At 68.4% G+C, this 20,189-nt stretch carries 24 protein-coding genes; 10 read left to right on the top strand and 14 right to left on the bottom strand.

The window, feature by feature from the left end:
• Positions 1-81 precede the first annotated feature (81 nt).
• Together WJU27_RS19820 and WJU27_RS19815 are read left to right on the top strand one after the other, a co-directional pair.
• On the top strand, positions 82-750 hold the full coding sequence (locus WJU27_RS19820) for a hypothetical protein (protein ID WP_341423184.1): 669 nt from the start codon (positions 82-84) through the stop codon (positions 748-750).
• A gap of 1 nt (position 751) precedes the next feature.
• Positions 752-1,300, top strand: a complete 549-nt coding sequence (locus WJU27_RS19815) for a FlgO family outer membrane protein (protein ID WP_020165805.1) — start codon at positions 752-754, stop codon at positions 1,298-1,300.
• Positions 1,301-1,323: 23 nt separating this feature from the next.
• Here WJU27_RS19815 and WJU27_RS19810 read toward each other — a convergent pair whose 3' ends face one another.
• From WJU27_RS19810 to WJU27_RS19795, 4 genes are read right to left on the bottom strand one after another with little or no spacing between them, the layout of a single operon-like run.
• The gene (locus tag WJU27_RS19810; RefSeq protein WP_341423183.1) at positions 1,324-2,238 is read right to left on the bottom strand and encodes an alpha/beta hydrolase family protein; all 915 of its coding nucleotides are present in this window, start codon (positions 2,236-2,238) and stop codon (positions 1,324-1,326) included.
• A complete protein-coding gene (locus WJU27_RS19805) occupies positions 2,235-2,735 on the bottom strand; it encodes a DinB family protein (protein WP_341423182.1) in 501 nt (166 codons plus the stop codon). Before WJU27_RS19805 ends, WJU27_RS19810 begins: the two co-directional genes overlap by 4 nt.
• A gap of 13 nt (positions 2,736-2,748) precedes the next feature.
• Entirely contained in the window at positions 2,749-2,946 is a 198-nt protein-coding gene (locus WJU27_RS19800) for a DUF1127 domain-containing protein (protein WP_020165808.1), read from the bottom strand.
• A complete protein-coding gene (locus tag WJU27_RS19795) occupies positions 2,921-3,316 on the bottom strand; it encodes a tautomerase family protein (RefSeq protein WP_020165809.1) in 396 nt (131 codons plus the stop codon). The genes WJU27_RS19800 and WJU27_RS19795 overlap by 26 nt, the downstream gene beginning before the upstream one ends.
• Before the next feature lie 193 nt (positions 3,317-3,509).
• Here WJU27_RS19795 and WJU27_RS19790 point away from each other — a divergent pair, with 193 nt between their 5' ends.
• The 4 genes from WJU27_RS19790 to WJU27_RS19775 all read left to right on the top strand — a co-directional run bounded on the left by WJU27_RS19790 (position 3,510) and on the right by WJU27_RS19775 (position 7,930).
• Positions 3,510-4,913, top strand: a complete 1,404-nt coding sequence (locus WJU27_RS19790; RefSeq protein WP_341423181.1) for an aminotransferase-like domain-containing protein — start codon at positions 3,510-3,512, stop codon at positions 4,911-4,913.
• Positions 4,914-5,041: 128 nt separating this feature from the next.
• The gene (locus WJU27_RS19785; RefSeq protein WP_341423180.1) at positions 5,042-5,605 is read left to right on the top strand and encodes a PEP-CTERM sorting domain-containing protein; all 564 of its coding nucleotides are present in this window, start codon (positions 5,042-5,044) and stop codon (positions 5,603-5,605) included.
• Between the two features lie 43 nt (positions 5,606-5,648).
• Entirely contained in the window at positions 5,649-7,145 is a 1,497-nt protein-coding gene (locus WJU27_RS19780) for a PhoX family protein (RefSeq protein ID WP_020165812.1), read from the top strand.
• A gap of 71 nt (positions 7,146-7,216) precedes the next feature.
• Entirely contained in the window at positions 7,217-7,930 is a 714-nt protein-coding gene (locus tag WJU27_RS19775) for a DNRLRE domain-containing protein (RefSeq protein ID WP_296813286.1), read from the top strand.
• Positions 7,931-7,981: 51 nt separating this feature from the next.
• On the opposite strand, the gene WJU27_RS19770 is transcribed toward WJU27_RS19775, so the two are convergent.
• From WJU27_RS19770 to WJU27_RS19745, 6 genes are all read right to left on the bottom strand, one after another.
• Positions 7,982-8,863 (bottom strand): alpha/beta hydrolase, encoded by an 882-nt coding sequence (locus WJU27_RS19770; RefSeq protein ID WP_341423179.1) that lies wholly within the window; start codon positions 8,861-8,863, stop codon positions 7,982-7,984.
• A 76-nt stretch (positions 8,864-8,939) separates the two neighbouring features.
• A complete protein-coding gene (ubiA, locus tag WJU27_RS19765; RefSeq protein WP_296813284.1) occupies positions 8,940-9,803 on the bottom strand; it encodes a 4-hydroxybenzoate octaprenyltransferase in 864 nt (287 codons plus the stop codon).
• On the bottom strand, positions 9,800-10,342 hold the full coding sequence (locus WJU27_RS19760) for a chorismate--pyruvate lyase family protein (RefSeq protein ID WP_029143838.1): 543 nt from the start codon (positions 10,340-10,342) through the stop codon (positions 9,800-9,802). Before WJU27_RS19760 ends, ubiA begins: the two co-directional genes overlap by 4 nt.
• Before the next feature lie 62 nt (positions 10,343-10,404).
• Positions 10,405-10,752, bottom strand: coding sequence for a hypothetical protein (locus WJU27_RS19755; protein WP_304005317.1), 348 nt, complete (start codon positions 10,750-10,752; stop codon positions 10,405-10,407).
• A gap of 68 nt (positions 10,753-10,820) precedes the next feature.
• Positions 10,821-11,015, bottom strand: a complete 195-nt coding sequence (ccoS, locus tag WJU27_RS19750; RefSeq protein WP_020165818.1) for a cbb3-type cytochrome oxidase assembly protein CcoS — start codon at positions 11,013-11,015, stop codon at positions 10,821-10,823.
• Entirely contained in the window at positions 11,015-13,498 is a 2,484-nt protein-coding gene (locus WJU27_RS19745) for a heavy metal translocating P-type ATPase (RefSeq protein WP_341423178.1), read from the bottom strand. Before WJU27_RS19745 ends, ccoS begins: the two co-directional genes overlap by 1 nt.
• Before the next feature lie 248 nt (positions 13,499-13,746).
• Between WJU27_RS19745 and cfa the strand changes: the two genes are divergently transcribed.
• Complete coding sequence (gene cfa / locus WJU27_RS19740; protein ID WP_341423177.1) at positions 13,747-14,913, top strand: cyclopropane fatty acyl phospholipid synthase; 1,167 nt, start codon at positions 13,747-13,749, stop codon at positions 14,911-14,913.
• Between the two features lie 7 nt (positions 14,914-14,920).
• On the opposite strand, the gene WJU27_RS19735 is transcribed toward cfa, so the two are convergent.
• Positions 14,921-16,276, bottom strand: a complete 1,356-nt coding sequence (locus tag WJU27_RS19735; RefSeq protein ID WP_341423176.1) for an N-acetylmuramoyl-L-alanine amidase — start codon at positions 16,274-16,276, stop codon at positions 14,921-14,923.
• Entirely contained in the window at positions 16,225-16,737 is a 513-nt protein-coding gene (gene tsaE, locus WJU27_RS19730; protein WP_341423175.1) for a tRNA (adenosine(37)-N6)-threonylcarbamoyltransferase complex ATPase subunit type 1 TsaE, read from the bottom strand. The genes WJU27_RS19735 and tsaE overlap by 52 nt, the downstream gene beginning before the upstream one ends.
• Positions 16,738-16,791: 54 nt before the next feature.
• Here tsaE and queG point away from each other — a divergent pair, with 54 nt between their 5' ends.
• Together queG and WJU27_RS19720 are read left to right on the top strand one after the other, a co-directional pair.
• Positions 16,792-17,871, top strand: coding sequence for a tRNA epoxyqueuosine(34) reductase QueG (gene queG, locus WJU27_RS19725; RefSeq protein WP_341423174.1), 1,080 nt, complete (start codon positions 16,792-16,794; stop codon positions 17,869-17,871).
• Positions 17,868-18,068, top strand: a complete 201-nt coding sequence (locus WJU27_RS19720) for a SlyX family protein (protein WP_020165824.1) — start codon at positions 17,868-17,870, stop codon at positions 18,066-18,068. Before queG ends, WJU27_RS19720 begins: the two co-directional genes overlap by 4 nt.
• A gap of 9 nt (positions 18,069-18,077) precedes the next feature.
• On the opposite strand, the gene gluQRS is transcribed toward WJU27_RS19720, so the two are convergent.
• On the bottom strand, positions 18,078-18,962 hold the full coding sequence (gene gluQRS / locus WJU27_RS19715) for a tRNA glutamyl-Q(34) synthetase GluQRS (RefSeq protein WP_341423173.1): 885 nt from the start codon (positions 18,960-18,962) through the stop codon (positions 18,078-18,080).
• Positions 18,963-19,001: 39 nt separating this feature from the next.
• Between gluQRS and trxA the strand changes: the two genes are divergently transcribed.
• A complete protein-coding gene (gene trxA, locus WJU27_RS19710; RefSeq protein ID WP_304011947.1) occupies positions 19,002-19,379 on the top strand; it encodes a thioredoxin in 378 nt (125 codons plus the stop codon).
• A gap of 30 nt (positions 19,380-19,409) precedes the next feature.
• Here trxA and WJU27_RS19705 read toward each other — a convergent pair whose 3' ends face one another.
• Positions 19,410-20,054, bottom strand: coding sequence for a glutathione S-transferase family protein (locus WJU27_RS19705; RefSeq protein WP_341423172.1), 645 nt, complete (start codon positions 20,052-20,054; stop codon positions 19,410-19,412).
• Positions 20,055-20,189: the final 135 nt, after the last annotated feature.

Here is a 20,189-nt window from a genome sequence, read left to right as displayed (position 1 = left end):
CGCCGTGTTCTGGTAGATTCCGCCCCGTATATGCTTTTTGCATATTCGTGGATTCAACCAACCGGGAGGTCAGACCGTCCGATGAACACCCGACACCTGGGCGCAGCCCTCGCCCTTGGCGCATTGCTCGGCGGCTGCGCCGCACCGCACAGCGAAACACCGCTCGCCACCAATTTCCCGACTACGAAGCAGCCAAAGGTACAGGCGGCCGGCCACTGGTCGGTCATCGCTCGTGACGTCGCGGCGCAGATCACGCGCGACCTGAAGGACGAACGTCCGCTGTTCGTACGCGAGAGCAGCGCGCGCACCCACTTCAATCTCGCCTTCGAAAAGCAGCTCATCTCGGCGCTGCTCGAACAGGGTCGCACCGTCAATCGCACGCCGCAGGGCGCGCTGGTGCTCGAGTTCGATACCCGCACGCTGCGCTTCTCGGCCGATCGTCCGCAGTACAAGCACACCGGCACGGCAACCATGCTGGCGGCCGGCCTGTGGGGCCTGGCCGTGGCCGACGCCAGCGCGGCCGGTGTGGCGACGGCCGGCGCAGTGGGCAGCGACGCCTACGGCTGGTTCCGCTCCGAATTCGCGTCGGGTGCCACGCCGCAGACGGAAATCATCGTCACCGCACAGGTCAGCGACGAGCAGCGCTTCCTCGCCCACCGCACGCACGTCTATTACGTCGCCGACGGCGACCGCGCGCTGTACGACGCCGGCAGCGGCACGCACACCATCCGTCTGAATGGAGACCAGTGACATGCGCTCTTCTGTTCTCACGCTGCTGTGCGCCGGCCTGTTGCCGCTGGCCGCCTGCACATCCTCGGTCAAGCCCGACCCCACTTATGAGCAGGCGGCCAGCGACCGCTTCGTTCCGGCGAACTACAAGGCGGCCGATGCGCTGCTCGGGCAGATCGACAATTCGATCGGCAGCGGCAATCCGCTCATCATCGCCACCGTGGTGAACATCGACGCGCTGGACCAGTCGTCCACGCTGGGCCGGCTGGTGTCGGAGCACGTGTCGTCGCGCTTCTCCCGCGCCGGCTACCACATGGTGGAAATGAAGTTCCGCAACAACGTCTATGTGCGCCAGCATCAGGGCGAAATGATGCTCACCCGGGAGATCAAGGATCTCGCACGTTCGCATCAGGCACGCGCCGTTATCGTAGGCACCTATGGCGCCGCGGAGGACATGGTGTTCATCAACCTGAAGGTGATCGACCCGGCCACCAATGTCGCGCTGGCCGCGCACGACTACGTGCTGCCTCGCGACGCGGCAATGAAGTCGCTGTTGCGCAGCACGCGCTGACGAAGACGTCCTTCGCCCCCGGATCAGCGGCTGCGGCGCCCGCGCAGCCACTTCAGGCCAAGCGGCCACAATGTGCGCTGCATGTCGGAGTGAAAGGGCGCGAAGTGGCCGATACGGGTCAGGCCGAAGCGCGCCGGCAGGAACTGCACCTGGCGGGTGCGCGCCTCGATGAACCAGCCAAGTAGCCGTTCCATCGCCGCCGGCGTCGCGTACGGGTCGTCGGCCGACGCGCAGGCCAGCACTTCGCCGTGATAGCCGGCAAAGGCGGCGCGCGCCGCGTCGCCGTCCGGGGCGCCGCTGGCGCCGGGCAGCCAGCGGTACAGCCGGTCGAAATCCGGCCACAGCCGCAGCCCCCATTCGAGCGCGACGCCACGCGGCAGGTCCTCCAGCCAGCCCAGGCGCTTGCCCGGGAAATAGCCCATCACCAGTGCGAGCGCCGGCATCAGCAGATGCCAGCGCAGCAGGTAGCCGACACGCTGGCGCGGCGCGTAGTCCGGCCAGTAGGCGTATTGCGAGCCGACCAGAAGCAGCCGGGCGAGCCGCACATTCGACGGCGCCGACCCGAGGCAGAAGCCACCGATGCTGTGCCCGACGCCGACCAGCGTGCGTCCGGGAAAGCGGGTGGCGAGCGTGCGGATCGCTGCGTCGGTATCGAGCGCGCCCCAGTCGTGCTTGGTGGCACGCAGCCCGCGCAGGCTGCCGTAGCGGCTGTCACCGATGCCGCGATAGTCGAAGGTCATCGCCGGCAGTCCATGTGCGGACAGCCAGGCAGCGAATCGTCCGTAGTAACGCGCGGCCACGCCGGTGGCACAGCAGACGATGACCGCCGGCCGACTGCCGTCGTCCCTCTCCGGTCGCCAAAGCCGGCCGCGCAGCAGGTAGCCGTCCGTCGCCGCGAACTCGATGTCCTCCGGTGCGGGCACCTTGCTCCCGCTCACAGACCGCTCAGGCGAAGGAAGTAGACGAGGTCCATTTCCGGCGCCGGCTGCCCCAGGCGCGTGGCGACCGCCGACATCTGGCCGCGGTGGTGGGTCGCGTGGTTGAACACGTGCAGCAGCGTGCCGGCCCACTGTGTGTCACACGCCTGACCCGCCATGTTCGCGTAGCGCAGCCGGCTCGCGAAGACGCTCTCGTCGGACGCCTCGACCAGTTCGATCCAGCGCTCGGCCTGCACGCGTGCCCGCTGCTGCAGCGCCGACCGGTCGGACTCGACTTCGTCAGCGAGCGAAGCGGCCGCATACGGCCGTCCGGTGAAGCGGCCGTACCAGATCAGGTCGGCAAGCAGCAGGTGATTCAGCGTGCCGTGCAGGCTCTTGAAGAACAGCCCATGATCAGCACGCCAGTCGGCGTCGCTGACCGCATCGAGCGATGCGAACAGGCGATCGCTGGCCCAGCCGTGATAGCGGGCCATGGTCAGACTGTGCGCTTTGATCATTGCAGGTCCGGAGTCAATGCAGGCGTTTCGCCTGCGCGCGAAACCCGTCCTCGAAACGTCCGCCGAGTACCGACGGCAGGTCCGAGCGACCGAGGCCGAGATCACGCAGTTCGAGATCGTTCATTGCCTGCAATTCTGCACGCGCGCGACGCTGCCGGCGGCCCTCACGCAGCCGGCGCGCCACTTCACTGAGCCAGGCGTGCGCGGACATGACGCACCTCCTGTGTCTCGCCGGCATAGCCCCAAGAATCCGCCGCCAGATCGCTGACCACGATGTAGCTGGCCGGGTGCAGCGGCCCGATCAGTTCGTCCAGCGCCTGCCAGACGGCGGAAACATAGTTCGCCTTCTCCGGCTTCGTGTTGGTGCCGGCGGTGATGCGCACGTCCAGATGGAAGGCGGTCAGCGCACCGCCAACCGCCTCCGCGCCGACAGACCAGTGTTCTACGTGACCCATCGCCAGCGCTGTCAGCTCGCGCTTCTTGCCGAGCACCTCGGCTGTCAGATCGGTGACGGCGCGGGTCACGGCGAGGCGTGTTTCGGCGTCGAGCGGGCGGGACAGCTGCAGCGTGATCATCGGCATGGCGGGGCTCCTTCACTGAATGACCGGATCATGCCGTTCGCAACTGTGACGGTCGATGCACAGGATTCAATTTTTGGACCGACACAGTTAAGGCTCTGACGGATCTGTACCGGCAACTGCGCACACAAACTGTACCGATCAATGGACGAGGTGGCACAGTACAGTGTCGGTCGCCACCGCGAGAGGACGCCGCATGAACCGCTACGAACAACTCGCCGACCGGCTGCGCTCGGACATCCGCGCCGGTCTGTACCCACCGGGCCAGCGCCTGCCGTCAGTGCGGCGCATCGCGCTGCAGCAGGGCCTCAGCATCGCCACCTGCATTTCCGCCTACCGCAAGCTCGAAGCGCAGGGCTGGCTGGAGGCGCGGCCGCAGTCCGGTTTCTATGCGCGCACGCCCGAGGCGCTGCCGCCACGCGCCTGCCAGACCTGCGACGACGAATCGCCGGGCGAGGTGACGATGTCGGAGCGGGTCGCCCAGGTGATGCGCGCCTCGCACCGCGACGACCTGCTGGTGTTCAGCACCGCCATTCCGCACGCCGACTTCCTGCCGGTGAAGGACCTGCGCGCCAGCTTGGGCCGCGCCCTGCGCGCCGACGACGCCGGCAGCGCACGCTACGGAGAATTCATCGGCGAAGAAGCGCTGCGCGTACAGATCGCCCGCCGCGCGGTCGATTCCGGCTGCCAGATCCACCCTGACGACATCGTCATCACCACCGGCTGCCAGGAAGCCCTGACGCTGGCGCTGCGCGCCACCACGCAGCCGGGCGACGTGGTTGCCATCGAGTCGCCGGCCTTCTTCGGCACCCTGCAACTGATCGAATCGCTGGGTCTGAAGGCGCTCGAAATCCCGACCGACGCGCAGACCGGCCTCAGCCCGGACGCGCTCGAACTGGCGCTGGAAAAGTGGCCGGTCAAGGCCTGCCTGGCGTGCACCAGCTTCAGCAACCCGAGCGGTGCGCTGATGCCGGACGCGCACAAGCGGCGCATCGTGCAGATGCTGTCGAGCCGCGGCATCGCGCTGATCGAGGACGACATCTACGGTGAACTGGCACACGACGGCGAACGCCCGCGCGTCGCCAAGGCCTGGGACCGCACCGGTCACGTGCTGCTGTGTTCGTCCTTCTCCAAGACACTGGCGCCCGGCCTGCGCATCGGCTGGATTGTCGCCGGACGCTGGCGGCGCGAGGTCGAGCGTCTCAAGTACGGCAGCACGATGGCGACCGCGCTGCTGCCGCAGCGCGCGCTCGCCGACTACCTCACCAGCGGCCGGCCGGAGCGGCACATGGCGCGCATCCGCCGGCAGTACGCCGAGCAGATGGAAAGGATGCAGACCGCGATCGCGCGTCACTTCCCGCCCGGCACGCGCTGCACGCGTCCGGCCGGCGGCTTCATCCTGTGGGTCGAACTGCCGGAGCACATCGACGCGCTGGCGCTGCAGTCGCGGGCACTGGCGGCCGGCATCAGCATCGCACCCGGCCCGCTGTTCTCGCCGCAAGGCAAGTACCGCAACTGCATACGCCTGATGTGCGCGGTGCGCTGGGACGCACGCGTCGACGCTGCACTCGCCAGCCTGGGTTCGCTCGCCAGCCGATAGTCCGACCGGACCATGCGCACCGGCCGAACGGCCTATGACTTCCGGCGTCGAACATTAACGGGAGATTAACTGGCAGGACATCGTCGCCGGCCAGACTTTCCGCGTCTCAACCCAGACCGGAGAGTCCCATGTTCACGCGTTCCACCCTTGCAGCCGCCCTGCTGGCCGGCCTGATGTCGGCCGGCGCCCAGGCGGCCGCCCCGACCATCAGCGGCCAGTTCGGCAGCGGCATCACGGCCGGCACCGTCGCCGCCGAAAGCTATTCCTTCATCGGCAGCGCCGAAAACTGGTCCTTCTGGACCTTCAAGGCCGATTTCCTGAGCGAAGTGTCGATCACCGTCACCCCGACGGATCCGACGCTCGACGTCGTTTTCGGCATCTGGTACGGCGTCGAGAGCGATACCGCGAACTACTTCGACCTCGGCAGCGCCTCGGCGACCACGATGTTCGTCACCGGCGCCGACGGCACGCCGTCCAACCCCTACGCCGGCGCCGGTGAAGCGGCCAGCGCGAACTTCTTCAACGACTACGGCAACGGCCTGTTCGTGCTCGCCATCGCCGACTTCAGCGACAACGTCGGCGCCGGCCAGCTTGGCTACACCATCACCGCCACCGTGCCGGAGCCCGAAACCTACGCGCTGCTGCTGGCCGGCCTCGGCCTGATCGGCGCTGCCGCCCGCCGTCGCGCCTGATCCATCCGCACGGCCCCCACACACTCAAAACGGAGAGACAACAATGAACCATCAAGACGACCTGATCGACGTCCTGCGCGATTTCAGCAAGGCCGACGCCTCGAAGGACATGGACCCGCACTGGACCTATGGCCGCCGCGGCTTCCTGAAGAGCGGTGTCGCCGCCGCCGCCACCGTGGCGATGCCCTTCAGCATCCTCGGTTCGAAGAAGGCGCACGCCGTGCAGCTGCCGTTCAGCCCGGACTACGGCCCGCTCGCCCCGGTCGCCGATGAAGTCACCGGCCTGCCGCTGCTGCAACTGCCGGAAGGCTTCAAGTACTGGTCCTACGGCTGGACCGGCGACGTGATGACCGACGGCATCGCCACTCCGGGCGCGCACGACGGCATGGCCGTGGTCGCCGCCGACGCGAACAAGATCGTGCTGGTGCGCAACCACGAACAGGGCAGCCGCACCGCCGGTTCGTACGCCAACCCGAAGATCACCTACGACCCGCTGTGCAACGGCGGCACGACCAACCTCGTGTTCTCGCCGCGCACCAAGCAGTGGGTCGGCGCCTACGCGTCGATCTCCGGCACCATCCGCAACTGCGCCGGCGGCCCGACCCCGTGGAATTCGTGGATCACCTGTGAAGAAACGTCGGACGGCCCGCACAACGGTGCTTCCAAACAGCACGGCTACTGCTTCGACGTGCCGGCCACCGGCGCCGCCAAGCCGGTTCCGCTGGTCGACATGGGCTGTTTCAGCCATGAAGCCGTCGCCGTCGATCCGGTCACCGGCATCATCTACGAAACCGAAGACAGCACCCCGTCCGGCTTCTACCGCTTCATCCCGAACGTCATCGGTCGTCCGGAAATGGGCGGCAAGCTGCAGATGATGAAGCTGAAGACGGCCAACAACGCCACCCGCACCATCAACGGTGTCAGCTACGGCTACTACAACACCGGCGTGGCACAGGCTCCGGGCACCACCTTCGACGTCGAATGGGTGAACATCGACGAGCCGAACAAACCCTTCATCAGCGGCACCTCCTACGGCGGCGTGGTCGCCCAGGGCATCATGCAGGGTGCGTCGAGCATCGTGCGCGGCGAAGGCGTGTGGTACGGCAACGGCGTGATCTACGTGTGCTCGACCAGCGGCGGTGCCGCCGGCAAGGGCCAGATCTTCGCCTACGATCCGCGTCGCGAAACCTTCACGCTGGTGTACGAATCGTCCGGCGCCGACGTCTGCGACAACCCGGACAACATCGCCTGGAGCCCGCGCGGCAGCCTCATCCTGTGCGAAGACGGTGGCAACTCGGTCTCGCGCTGCCACGGTCTGACCACCGATGGCACCGTGTTCCCGTTCATCGCCAACAACGCCGACTTCCGCGCTGGCGCCATCGGCACCTACACCCGTCCGTCCGGCCGCTCCTTCAGCAGCAACTCGATGGGTTCCGAGTTCTGCGGCGCGACCTTCCACAACGAGTGGCTGTTCGTGAACACCCAGTCGCCGGGCATCACCTACGCGATCACCGGCCCGTGGGATAACGGCGCGCTGTAATCGCACTCCTGCAGTCCGCAGTTCCGGGCCGGCGCACGCGCGCCGGCCCTTTCCGATTCGAGAGGCTTCCCATGTTGAGCAAATCCCTGATCGCGGCCGCGCTGTTCGCGGCCGCACCGGCGTTCGCCGCGACCTATACCTTCCAGCAGGGCGCCGGCGGCTACGACGGCACGATGGACGTCACGATGTACAGCAGCGACCCCGATGCAAGCAGCGGCTACGAGCAGGAAGTAAGCATCGACGCGTCGGACAACGGTTCGCCGAACCACGTGCTGCTGCGCTTCGACAATCTGTTCGGCAGCGCCGCCAACCAGATCAAGACCGGCGAAACCGTGGTGTCGGCCACGCTGACGCTGCAGATCACCAGCGCCGGCAGCGGCATCCGCTTCTACGACATGCTGAGTGACTGGAACTCCGCATCCGCCACCTGGAACACGATGGGCGACGGCATCCAGACCGACGGCATCGAGGCCGCCGCGCTGCCCTTCCTGACGATAGGCAGCAACAACAGCGACCCCAACATCGAATCGGGCACGCTGGTGCTGGACTTCACCGACGCGCTGCGCCGCATGCAGGACGGCGGCGTGCCGGGCTACGGCTGGGCGCTGCTGCCCTTCATGCCGAACGGCACCAACGGTATCGATTTCTACAGCGCCGAGGGCTTCATGGTCAGCGATCGCCCGCTGCTGACCGTCGAGGTCGCGCCGGTGCCGGAACCCGAAACCTACGCGCTGCTGCTGGCCGGGCTGGGCCTGATCGGTCTGCGCGCCCGTCGCCGCGACTGAAACAGGCACCACTGCGCATGAAAACGCGGGGCTCCCTGGCCCCGCGTCTTTTCATTTCAGCGCACCGATGTCGCGCAGGAAGGCATCGACCTGCCGCGTGTAGTCGCCGGGCAGACCCAGCTGTTCGTTGATGTCGCCGTGCGACAGATCGAGCGGCAGCTCGTCGATGCGGCCGCCGGTTTCGCGCACCCGCTGCGCGAACACCTTCACCTGGTCGCAGGCCTGGCGGCGCCGGCTGGAGCACACCGCCAGCCACGGCGCGGTCGGCCCGCCAAGCTGGTGCAGTGGCGAGGTCGCACGCCAGAAGGCGGGGGCCTTGCCGAAGGCGTCGTCGAACAGGCCGGCGTGGCGTTCCTTCATCAGCCGTTCGACGTCGAGCGCGCCGCTGTCGAGCAGCACGCTGCCCAGCCAACGGCGTTCGCCCTGGGGCGCCGCGGCCAGCAAGGCCACCAGATGTGCCCCGGCCGAATGCCCCATCAGCACGAAGCGTGACGGATCGCCGCCCCAGGTCGGCGCCAGAGACTGCGCCTTTGCCAGCGCGGCAGCCACGTCGTCGCGCTGTGTCAGCACGTCGGCGTCGGGCAGCATGCGGTAATTGACCGACACGACGATGACGCCGGCCGGCAGCCAGTGCGCGAGCTTGTTGCCGATCAGCCGGCCGTGCGCCTTGTCGCCGCGACGCCAGCCACCGCCGTGCACGAGGAAGAGCACCGGCGCGTCGCGGGCGCCGTCGGGAATATAGACGTCCATGCGCTGGTCGGCATGCTCGCCGTAGGCGATATTGCGTTGCGCGCGGCTGCCGGCGGGCAGGCGGACCTCGGCCCCGCTTTCGGCGCGCCGCTCCGCCAGACGCTCGCGCAGCGGCCCCGCCTGCGCGTCGAAAATGCACAGCAGTGCGGCCGCAGCAAGACCCACGGCGCTCATCCTCTTCATGTCGCTCTCCTGTTGCCGGGCCGGACGCGCCCTGCCGAGGTAGACGCGGGGCGGCGGCCCGTCTTACGTCGCTGCGTCAGCGCAGCGCGTAGTCGGCGACGATGCCGGCGAACACCGCGGCGCCCAGCCAGTTGTTGTGCAGGAAGGCGCGGAAACAGCGCGCGCGGTCGCGGCCGCGGATCAGCGTCCAGTGATAGCCGGCGATGCCGGCGGCAACGACCAGCCCGACGTAGTAGGGCCAGTGCAGCCCTTCGAGCCGGCCGTAGAGCGCCAGCAATGCCAGCGTGATCGCGTAGCAGGCCATCACCGCCGCAACGTCGAAGCGGCCGAAGGTGATGGCGGAGGTGCGGATGCCTATCTTCAGGTCGTCGTCGCGATCGACCATCGCGTACTCGGTGTCGTAGGCGACCGCCCAGAACACATTGGCCGCCAGCAGCAGCCAGGCTTCCATCGGCACCGTGTACAGCTGCGCCGCATAGGCCATCGGGATGCCGAAGCCGAAGGCGATGCCGAGGTAGGCCTGAGGAATCGCGAAGAAGCGCTTCGTGAAGGGGTAGCTGGCGGCCAGGAACAGCGCGGCGAAGGACAGCAGGATGACCAGTCGGTGCAGCGGCAGGATGAGGATGAAGGCGAACAGCGCCAGCGCTGCGGCCAGCAGCAGCGCCTCGCGCGTGCCGACCTCGCCGGTCGCCAGCGGGCGGTTCTTCGTGCGCTCGACGTGACCGTCGAAATTGCGGTCGGCGTAGTCGTTGATGACGCAGCCGGCGCTGCGCATCAGCACCGTGCCGAGCATGAATATCCACACGATGAAGGCGGAAGGCTTGCCGCCGCCCGCCACCCACAGCGCCCACAGTGTGGGCCAGGCAAGCAGCAGGATGCCGATCGGCTTGTCCAGCCGCATCAGGCGTTCCCAGGCGTTCAGGCGGGCGAGCAGATTCATGGCGCGAGTTCCGAAATGGCCGGCAGGAAGACTTCGGTCACCAGCAGCGGCCGGCCGCGGCGCACGAACAGCGAACGGCGCGCCCACAGCGGGCCACTCACCGCGATGCCTTCGGCCAGCACCCGCCGGTACAGCGGGTGGCGGGCGTCGAGCCGGCGCGCCGCCAGCGGCGAGCGGGCGATGCGCGCGTCGGCGAACAGCAGCGCGCCGAGCGGCCGCGTGCCGACGCCGGCGAACATGTGCCAGACGCCGCGCACGTCACGCATGTTGACCACGCTGTGCGCGAACACCACCGGCACGCCATCGGCGTGCAGCAGCACCTCGCGCGACAGCGCCTGCGCCCGGCCGCAGCCGAGCAGACAGGCCTCGTCGGCCGCCAGCGCGGCACGACCGGTGCGCAGCGGCTGCACGGCGAAGTGCCGGCAGCGCGCCCTGATGCGTGAGGTCAGCGAATGAGGATCGGTCAGCCAGCCGCGCAGTGCCGCCGGCATGAATAGCGCCGGCGAACGCCACGCGTCGCCGGCTCGATGAAAGGACATTTATTGCGACGCAGTCTTCAAGCCCGGCCTGCATGATAGCCGTGGCAGACGGCGCCGGCGCGTCAGGCGATCTGCAGCGGACCGTGGTCGTCGCAGTGATCGCCGTGCGGATGGTGCAGATGACCGTCGACCAGGTAATCCACGTGGTCGCCGTGCGGCACCGCTTCATGCCCGCAGCCAGGCCCATGCACATGACCGGCGCCATGGCCGGCACAGTGGTGCTGCGGCGTGCAGCCGTCCGGGTTGGCGGCGCTGACGGCGATCACGTGCTCGTCGACATGGTCGCCATGCACGTGATGCAGGTGGCCGTCATGCAGGAAATCGACGTGGCCTTCGTGGCGCACCGCGGTGTGACCGCATTGCGGGCCGTGCTGGTGCTCGTGATGGGCGTGCTGGGTGCAACGGGTCATCGGCGCTCTCCGGTCGGTGGGTGCATCCGCACTATAGACAGGAAATGACGCTTCGGCCGCCTCGGGCGTCACACCTTGCGCTCGTCCCTGCCGGTCTCCGGCGCCTCGTCGATGGTCTGCGCGCGGTCGTCGTCCATCAGCATGCGATGGGCCGGGCCTTCGAGATCGTCGAACTGGCCGCTGCGCGCCGACCAGATGAACACCGCGCCGATGCCCAGCGCGATCAGTACCGACATCGGTACCAGCAGCCACAGTATGTCCATCAGTTCCGCTCCTTTGCCCGCCGCTGCAGACGCAGCGCGTTGAGCACCACCATCAGCGAACTGAGCGACATGCCGATGCCGGCCATCCACGGCGTGATCCAGCCCAGCATCGCCGGCGGGATGGCCAGCAGGTTGTAGGCAAAGGCCCAGCGCAGGTTCTGCCGCACGATGGCCAGCGTGGCCTGGGCGGTGTCGAGCCCGCGGGTGAGCGCGTCGAAACGTTCGGACAGCAGTACCAGGTCGCCCTGGGCGCGCGCCAGTTCGGTGCCGCCGCCCATCGCGACCGACACCTGGGCCTGCGCCAGCACCGGCGCGTCATTGACGCCGTCACCCAGCATGGCGACGACGGCGCCGCGCTGCTGCAACGCTTCTATATAGGCGCGCTTGCCCTCCGGCGTCATCCGCGCATGCGCGTCGGCGATGCCGAGCTCCTGCGCCAGCGCCGCGACCGGTGCGTGTGCGTCGCCCGACAGCAGGCTGACCGCGATGCCGCGTTCGCGCAGGTGCGCCAGCAATTCGGGTGCCCCGGATCGTACGGCATCGCTGAGATCGAAGCGCGCCAGCAGACCGCGTTCGTCGCCCAGCCAAACCGGCGTCGCGATGCCCGACGGCGAGGCCGGAAGCGGTGCCCCGGACAGCGCGCAGACGTAGTCCGCGCTGCCCAGCCGCAGGCGGCGGCCGGCGATGACGCCCTGCACGCCCTGCCCGGTCACCGCAGACAACTGATCGACGACCGGTCGCACCTGCTCACCGGCAGCGGCGCGCAAGGCGCGCGCGATCGGGTGAGTCGACGGCCCTTCCAGCGCCGCGGCCAGCGCGGTGGCCCGTGCCGCGTCGACGTCGCCCATCAGTTCGACCGTCTGCAATGCCATGGCGCCGGTGGTGAGCGTGCCGGTCTTGTCGAACACAACGTGGGTGACGCGTGCCAGCGTTTCGATCGCGTGTGCGCGGGTGACCAGCAGACCGCTGCGCGACAGCACACCGGTGCCGACCGTCAGCGCCGCCGGTGTGGCCAGCGACAGCGCGCACGGGCAACTGACGACCAGCACCGCGACGAAGACGGACAGCGCCTGCGACGGATCCAGCCACAGCCAGACGCCAGCGGTGACCAGCGCCAGCACGATGAGCGCCTTGACGAAATGCACGGCGATGCGGTCGGCGAACTGCACCACCTCGGGCCGACTGGCCGAAGCACGGCCGATCAGCCGGCGGATCGCCGCCAGCCGCGTCGCCTCGCCGACCTGTTCGACCGCCAGCACCACCGGGGAGCCGATGTTCAGGCTGCCGCCGACCACGCGGTCGCCGGGGCCTCGACCCTGCGGCTTCGACTCGCCGGTGAGCAGGCTTTCGTCGACCTCGCTGCGGCCATCGACCAGGCGGCCGTCGGCCGGAAACACCTCGCCGGCGGCGACCACGACGTGGTCGCCGGCCAGCAGCCGCGCCACCGGCACCGCCTCGGTGGCCGTTCCCGGCCAAGCGGTGAAGCGGTGCGCCAGCGCCGGCATCACGCGCGCCAGTTCCTCGACGCCGCGCACCGCACGCTGGCGCGCCAGCATTTCGAGATAGCGTCCGCCGAGCAGGAGGAATACGAACATCGTGACCGAATCGAAATACACCTCGCCCGAATGCGTCACCGTGGCCCACAGGCTGGCGATGAAGGCGGCGCCTATGCCAAGCGCGACCGGCAGGTCCATGCCGACCCGCTTCGCCGCCAGATCGCGCAGCGCGCGCGAGAAGAAGGGAGCGGCCGAGTAGCACACCACCGGCGCGGTCAGCACCAGACTGGCCCAGCGCATCAGCGCGGCGATGCTGCCCGGCAGTTCGGCGTCGCCGGCGGTGTACTCCGGCCACGCGTACATCATCACCTGCATCATGCCCAGCCCGGCCACCGCCAGCCGCCACAGCGCGTCGCGCCGCTCGCTGCGGGCGACCGATTCGGCGTGTGCGCGGTCGTTCGGCCAGGCTTCGTAGCCGATCTCGGTCACCGCCCGCAGGATGGCCGACAGCTGCACGCGGGCCGGGTCCCACACCACGCGAGCGCGACGGGTGGCGTAGTTGATTTCCAGCACCAGCACGCCGGGCAGGCGGCCGACGTGCTGCTCGTTCAGCCATACGCAGGCCGCGCAGCGTATGCCCTCGATGATGAGCAGCGCCTCGCGCGCGTCGGCGCAGTCCGCGTGGGCGACGGTGCGGACGAAATCGGCCTGCACTTCCGGCAGGTCGTACACCGACAGGTCGCGCGCACCGCCGTCGGGTGCCGTTTCGGGCAAGGCGTCGCGGTGGGCGTAGAAAGCGTCCAGACCGCCGCCGGAGATGGCTTCGGCGACTGCGGCGCAGCCGGCGCAGCACATCGGCCTGTCCTCGCCGGCGACGCGGACGCGATAGCGCACCGGGCCATCGACCGGCAGCCCGCAGTGATAGCAGGCCGTCGTCGCGGCGGCGCCATCCGGACTCAGGTTCAGCGGTGATTCCGGCGCGTTCATCACGAGGGCAGGGTTCGAATCATGGGCTCACATTCTAGGCGGCTGCGCACCCACCGCCCATGACGTGAGTCAAGCGCGCACCGGCAAGCCATTTCAGGGTTTTCACGCCGGGCGAGCGGACGAAAGCTTGACCTGGGACATTGCGAAGACGCCTGCCTTGGACTACGTCTAAAACTTCAGGTGGCGACGCCGGCCGCCTGCTCACGGTCACTTTTTTCCTGCCTTCGCCCAGACGAGGAAGACCACGGATGAAAAGAGAAGCGTTCGAACAACCGGCCGCCTCGCCTGCGCCGGCCCCCTCGCCCCGCCTCCGGCTGCTGTCCGGCCTGCTCGCCGACGCCGGCATCACGCTCGACGGCGAAGCGCCGTGGGACCTGCAGATGCGCAATCCGCGCCTGCCCGAGCGGGTGTTCGCCTACGGCAGCCTCGGTCTGGGCGAGGCCTACATGGATGGCGACTGGGACGCCGCCCGGCTCGACGAATTCTTCGCCCGCCTGCTGCGCGCCCGGCTGGACACGCGGGTCAAGCCGGCATCGCTGCTGATGCATGCCTTCAGCGCCCGCCTGCTGAACCGGCAGACGCCGCGTCGCGCCTGGCAGGTCGGCGAACGCCACTACGACCTCGGCAACGATTTCTACGCGGCGATGCTTGACCCGCGCATGACCTACACCTGTGGCTACTGGCAGGACGCTGCCGACCTCGCGTCGGCGCAGGAGGCCAAGCTCGAACTGATCTGCCGGAAGCTGGACCTGCGTCCCGGCATGCACCTGCTGGACATCGGTTGCGGCTGGGGCAGCCTGCTCGGCTACGCCGCCGAGCACCACGGCGTGCGCGGCACCGGCGTCACCGTATCGCGCGAACAGGCGGAGTGGGCACAGCAGCGCTACGCCGGGCTGCCGGTCGAGTTCCGGCTGCAGGACTACCGCGAACTCGACGGCAGCGAAACCTTCGACCGCGTGGCCAGCGTCGGCATGTTCGAACACGTCGGCCGGCGCAACTTCCGCACCTTCATGCAGGTGGTGCGGCGCGCACTGGTGCCTGACGGGCTGGCGCTGCTGCATACGATAGGCAAGAACACGCGGCGCGGCGTCACCGACCCGTGGATAGACCGCTACATCTTCCCCAATGGAGAACTGCCGTCGATCGGCCAGATCGGCGATGCGGTCGATGATGTATTCGTGGTCGAGGACCTGCACAACTTCGGCGCCGATTACGATCGCACGCTGATGGCCTGGCACGAGAACTTCGAAGCGGCCTGGCCGCAGTTCGCCGACCGCCTCGGCGAGCGCTTTCGCCGCATGTGGCGCTACTACCTGCTGTCCTGCGCCGGCGCCTTCCGCGCGCGCGACATCCAGCTGTGGCAGTGGGTGCTGTCGCCGAGAGGCGTGGCAGGCGGCTACCGCAGCGTGCGCTGACGGCGGCTCAAAGCGACGCCAGCCGCGACTTGGCCAGCGGCGGGTTCTTCGCCAGATAGCGGCGGATGCCGCGCAGGATGGCGTCTGCCAGCTTGTCCTGGTAGGCGTCGTCGGTCAGCCGCTTCTCTTCTTCCGGATTCGAAATGAAGGCGGTCTCGACCAGGATGGACGGAATGTCCGGCGCCTTCAGCACGGCGAAGCCGGCCTGCTCGACATGCGGCTTGTGCAGCGTGTTCACGCCGCCCAGTTCGCCCAGCACGGCGCGGCCCAGCTTCATCGAGTCGTTCATCGTCGCCGTCTGCGACAGGTCGAGCAGCGTGCGCGCGAGATAGGGATCCTTGACGTCGAGATTGACGCCGCCGATCAGGTCGGCCGAGTTCTCGCGCTGCGCCAGCCAGCGCGCGGCGGAACTGGTGGCACCGCGGTCGGACAGCACGAACACCGAACTGCCGCGCGCGTCCGGCCGTACGAAGGCGTCGGCGTGGATGGACACGAACAGGTCGGCGCGCACGCGGCGCGCCTTGGCGACGCGAGTGCCCAGCGGCACGAAGAAATCGGCGTCGCGCGTCAGCACGGCGCGCATCGTCGGGTCAGCGTCTATCTTCTTCTGCAGGCGCTGCGCCACTTCCAGCGTCACGTTCTTTTCGTAGCTGCCGCCGCGGCCGACCGCGCCCGGGTCTTCGCCGCCGTGACCGGGGTCGAGCACGATGGTGACGAGGCGGCTCACGTCCACCTCCGCCTTCTTGCTGCCCGCATCGCGCGACGCGGTCTGGTTCGCCGGTTCGGGTGCCGGCTCGGCCGCCGGCGACTGTGCCGGCGCATCGGGCTGGTCGGGTGCGACGTCGCCCTGGTACTGGATGTCGCCCTGACGCGCGAGCTGCATCAGCGGGTCGATGGGCATCGCCGGATAGATGTCCATCACCAGCCGGTGACCGTACTGGCCGACCGGCGCCAGCGTGAACACCTGCGGCTTCACCTCGGTCTTCAGTTCCATCACCAGCCGCACCACGCCCGGCTTGTTGCGGCCGGCGCGGATCAGCTTGATATAGGGATCGTTGTCGGCAATCTTGCCCGGCAGGCTGCCGAGCACGTTGTTCAGCTCCACGCCCTCGATGTCGATCACCAGCCGTTCCGGGTTCTGCACGGTGAAGTGCGCGAACTTCAGCGCGTCGCGGGATTCCAGCGTGATGCGGGTATATTCCAGCGAAGGCCACACGCGGACGGCCAGCAGCGAGGTGGCGGCGGCGCGCCCGACCGGGCTCACCGACAGCAGCAGCGCAGCCCCGGAAAATCCGAGAAAATCGCGCCGGCTCAGGTCGCGGACGGACGGCCTTCCGCGGCGACGGACAAACGGCTTAAACATGCCCGACCTCCTTCGCTGCCGGCGGACAGCCGCGCACGGCGCGCCTCGCCGACCACGGCGAGCGCAATGCGCAGATCGGGCTGCGGCAGATGCGCGCCCGCCTTGTCCGGCCATTCGACCAGACAGACGCCCGCGCTTTCGCCGGTTTGCCCGAAGTATTCGTCCAGACCTGCTTCGATGAATTCATCAGGATCCGTGAAGCGATAAAAATCAAAGTGATACAACGGGAAGTTTAAGCTAGAAATAGCATACGATTCAAGCAAAGTGAAGGTCGGACTTTTTACCTTTCCCGTGTGGCCCAGCGCCCTGAGCAGTCCGCGCACCAGCGTGGTCTTGCCGGCGCCCAGGTCGCCGTCCAGAAACACGCACAGGCCGGGCGCCAGCGCGCGCGCCAGTCGCGCGCCCAGCGCCTCGGTGGCGGCGGGGTCGGCGAGGTCCATCGTCAGGGTTGAATCATTCATGGCGGTCTGCGTGAAATCGGAGCGGCCGCCATTATCCGCCCGCGCGGTCGCGCAATGAGCGACACCCTTCCCTGCAGCCCGGACGGACTGGTCGCGCGCATACGCGACTGGGGACGCGAGCTGGGCTTCGCGTCGATCGGCATTTCCGGTGTCGATCTGGGTGAAGCCGAAACCCGCCTGCTCGACTGGCTCGCCGCCGGCCGTCACGGCGAACTGGACTACATGGCGCGCCACGGCGCGATGCGCGCACGCCCGGCCGAACTGGTGCCGGGCACGCTGTCGGTCATCAGCGCACGCATGCCGTACTGGCCGGACGACGCGGCGGACGCGCAGGCGGTGCTCGACGACGGCGACCTCGGCTATGTGTCGCGTTACGCACTCGGCCGCGATTACCACAAGGTGCTGCGCAACCGGCTGCAGAAGCTGGCAGAACGGATCGAGAGCGTGGTCGGCCCCTTCGGCCACCGCGCGTTCACCGACTCGGCGCCGGTGCTCGAAGTCGAGATCGCCCGCCGCGCCGCACTCGGCTGGCGCGGCAAGCACACGCTGCTGATCCACCGCGACGCCGGCTCGATGTTCTTTCTCGGCGAACTGTTCACCACGCTGCCGCTGCCGCCCGACGAGCCCCAGGCCGACCACTGCGGCACCTGCACCCGCTGCATCGACATCTGCCCGACCGGCGCCATCGTCGCGCCCTACCAGCTGGACGCGCGGCTGTGCGTGTCCTACCTGACGATAGAACTGGACGGCCCGATCCCCGAGCCACTGCGCCCCCTGATCGGCAACCGCATCTACGGCTGCGACGACTGTCAGCTGGTGTGCCCGTGGAACCGTCACGCGGCCAAGGCCGTCGAGCCGGACTTCGCGGTGCGCAACGGGCTGGACCACGCACCACTGAGCGCGCTGTTCGCCTGGTCGGAGGACGAATTCAACCGCCGCCTCGAAGGCAGCGCGATCCGGCGCATCGGCCACGAGCGCTGGCTGCGCAATATCGCGGTCGCGCTCGGCAACGCGCCATCCTCCGCCGCCCACATCGCCGCGCTGCATGCGCGCGCCGACCACGCCTCACCGGTCGTGCGCGAACACGTCGCCTGGGCGCTGGCCCGACAACATTCTCCGGACACACCGACATGACCGACCGCCTGAACGACCTCGAAGCCCGCATCACGCTGATGGATGACATGCTGGACGCGCTGAACCGCACAGTGTTCGAGCAGCAGCGCGCGATCGAGTCACTGCAGTTGCAGCTCAAGCACGTCTATGCGCAGGTGCAGGGCATGCAGCCGGCCGAACGTGCCGACGCGCAGCAGGACATTCCGCCGCACTACTGAGTCCGTCTCCTAGCGCGTCCCGGACAGCGCTGTCAGCGTCCACCGCTGCACCGCCCACGCGAGCAGATCCTCACGCCCGGACGCCACGACGTCGGCCGGCGGCGGGTGGCGCAGGAAGGCGAGCGCCTCCTCCAGGTCGGTCAGCGCATCGGCCGGCTCCAGCGCCGGCGCGCGTGTCTGCTTGGACAGCTTCTCGCCGTTCGCATCAAGCACCACCGGCACGTGTGCGTAGCGCGGCTGCGCCAGGCCGAGCGCGCGCTGCACCAGTATCTGCCGCGGCGTCGAGGTGAGCAGATCGGCACCGCGCACGATGTCGGTCACGCCCTGATCGGCGTCGTCTACCATCACCGCAAGCTGATAGGCACAGTAGCCGTCGGCACGCCACAGCACGAAGTCGCCGGAATCAGCCGCCACATCGACCGCGATGCGACCGAGTACGCGGTCGTCGAACGCAACCTCGCCTGCCGGCACGCGCAGCCGCCAGGCGCGTGGCGCGATGCCGGCGCGATCGCGGCAGGTGCCGGGGTAACGCCGTGCGCCATCGGAGGCCAGCGGCTGCGATTCGAGATCACGACGGGTGCAGGCGCATCCGTAGGCCGCGCCGCCAGCGATCAGTGTGTCCAGCGCAGCGCGATACAGCGCGGTACGCCGGCTCTGCCACACCACCTCGCCGTCCCAGTGCAGGCCGAGCGCGTCGAGCTGGCGCAGTATGGTGTCGGTGGCCGCGACTGAGCAGCGCGGCTCGTCCACGTCCTCGATGCGCAACAGCCAGCGGCCGCCGGCGGCGCGTGCATCCAGCCAGCTGGCCAGCGCCGCCACCAGCGAACCCTTGTGCAGCGGGCCGGTCGGACTGGGAGCGAAACGTCCGACATACGGGCGACGCTCGGCTACCATGCCGGCTCGCCTCCGAGCGACTTACACCCAAGGACCCCCATGGCCACCATCGAACTTACTGAAGACAGCTTCAACAGCACGGTCGAGAACAATCCCTTCGTCATCATCGATTTCTGGGCACCCTGGTGCGGCCCTTGCCGCAATTTTGCCCCGGTCTACGAAGCGGCGTCGGAAAAGTATCCGGACATCGTGTTCGCCAAGGTGAATACCGAAGAGGAACAGGGCATCGCCGCCGCCTTCGGCATCCGCTCGATTCCGACCCTGATGGTGTTCCGCGACCAGATCGTGCTGTACGGACAGCCGGGTGCGCTGCCCGCCGGTCAGTTCGAACAGCTGATCGAACAGGCGAAGGCGCTGGACATGGACAAGGTGCGCGCCGAAGTGGCCGCCCAGCAGAACGACGGCGCGGCGTCCTGATCGCAACATCCAGCCGGCGGATCCGCCGGCTCAGCGATAGCCCTCTTCGGCCAGCACGCGGCGCACCACCGGCCGCTCGCGCATGCGCCGGTAGAACGCGAGACAGCGTGACGGCAGCGGCAGGCCGATGCGGTCGGCCCAGAAGGTGACGTAGAACAGCGCCGCGTCGGCGACCGTCAGGTCGTCGCCGAACAGCCGGCCGTCGTCGTCGATGCGCGCATCGATCAGTGTGAAGGCCTCGTCCACCAGGGCCCGGCCCTGCGCCTTGATCCCCTCCAGCCACTGCACCTCCGCCACCGCGTCCACGCCCGCAGGCAGGTAGCGCTCGGGCGTGAAGATGCGGGTGTAGCCGGCGCCATGGACCGTGCCCACGGCATGGGTCATCAGGTCGACAGCGCGCGCCGCGTCGAACGGCGACGCCGGCAGCAGCCGTGCGCGCGGGAACTGCCAGGCCAGCCACAGCGCGATGGACAGGAATTCGGTCAGCGCCGGGTCCTCGTCGATCTGCAGCGCCGGAATCGTGCCCTTCGGATTGATCGCCAGATATTCGGGGCGACGGTGATCGCCGGCAGGCAGGTTCACGACGTATGCCTCGAACGGCAGCTCCAGATGTTCGAGCAGGATATGGATGCCGGTCGAGCACGAACCCGGCGTCATGTGGAAGCGCAATCGCATGGTCTGCCTCTTTCGGTGTGTGGCCGGCGTGCACCGCGAACGCCGCATTTCTCAAGTACCGAAAAGCAAGATGCATGCAGCGCATGCACGGATCTTGCTGAGCGACCCTCATCCGCCGGCCAGCGCGGATGCATG

The organism is Methyloversatilis sp. NSM2, from assembly GCF_038066675.1.
Taxonomy (GTDB): Bacteria; Pseudomonadota; Gammaproteobacteria; order Burkholderiales; family Rhodocyclaceae; genus Methyloversatilis; species Methyloversatilis discipulorum_A.
The sequence above is the reverse complement of the archived record's forward strand: the minus strand, read 5'-3'. Positions and strand labels throughout refer to the sequence as shown.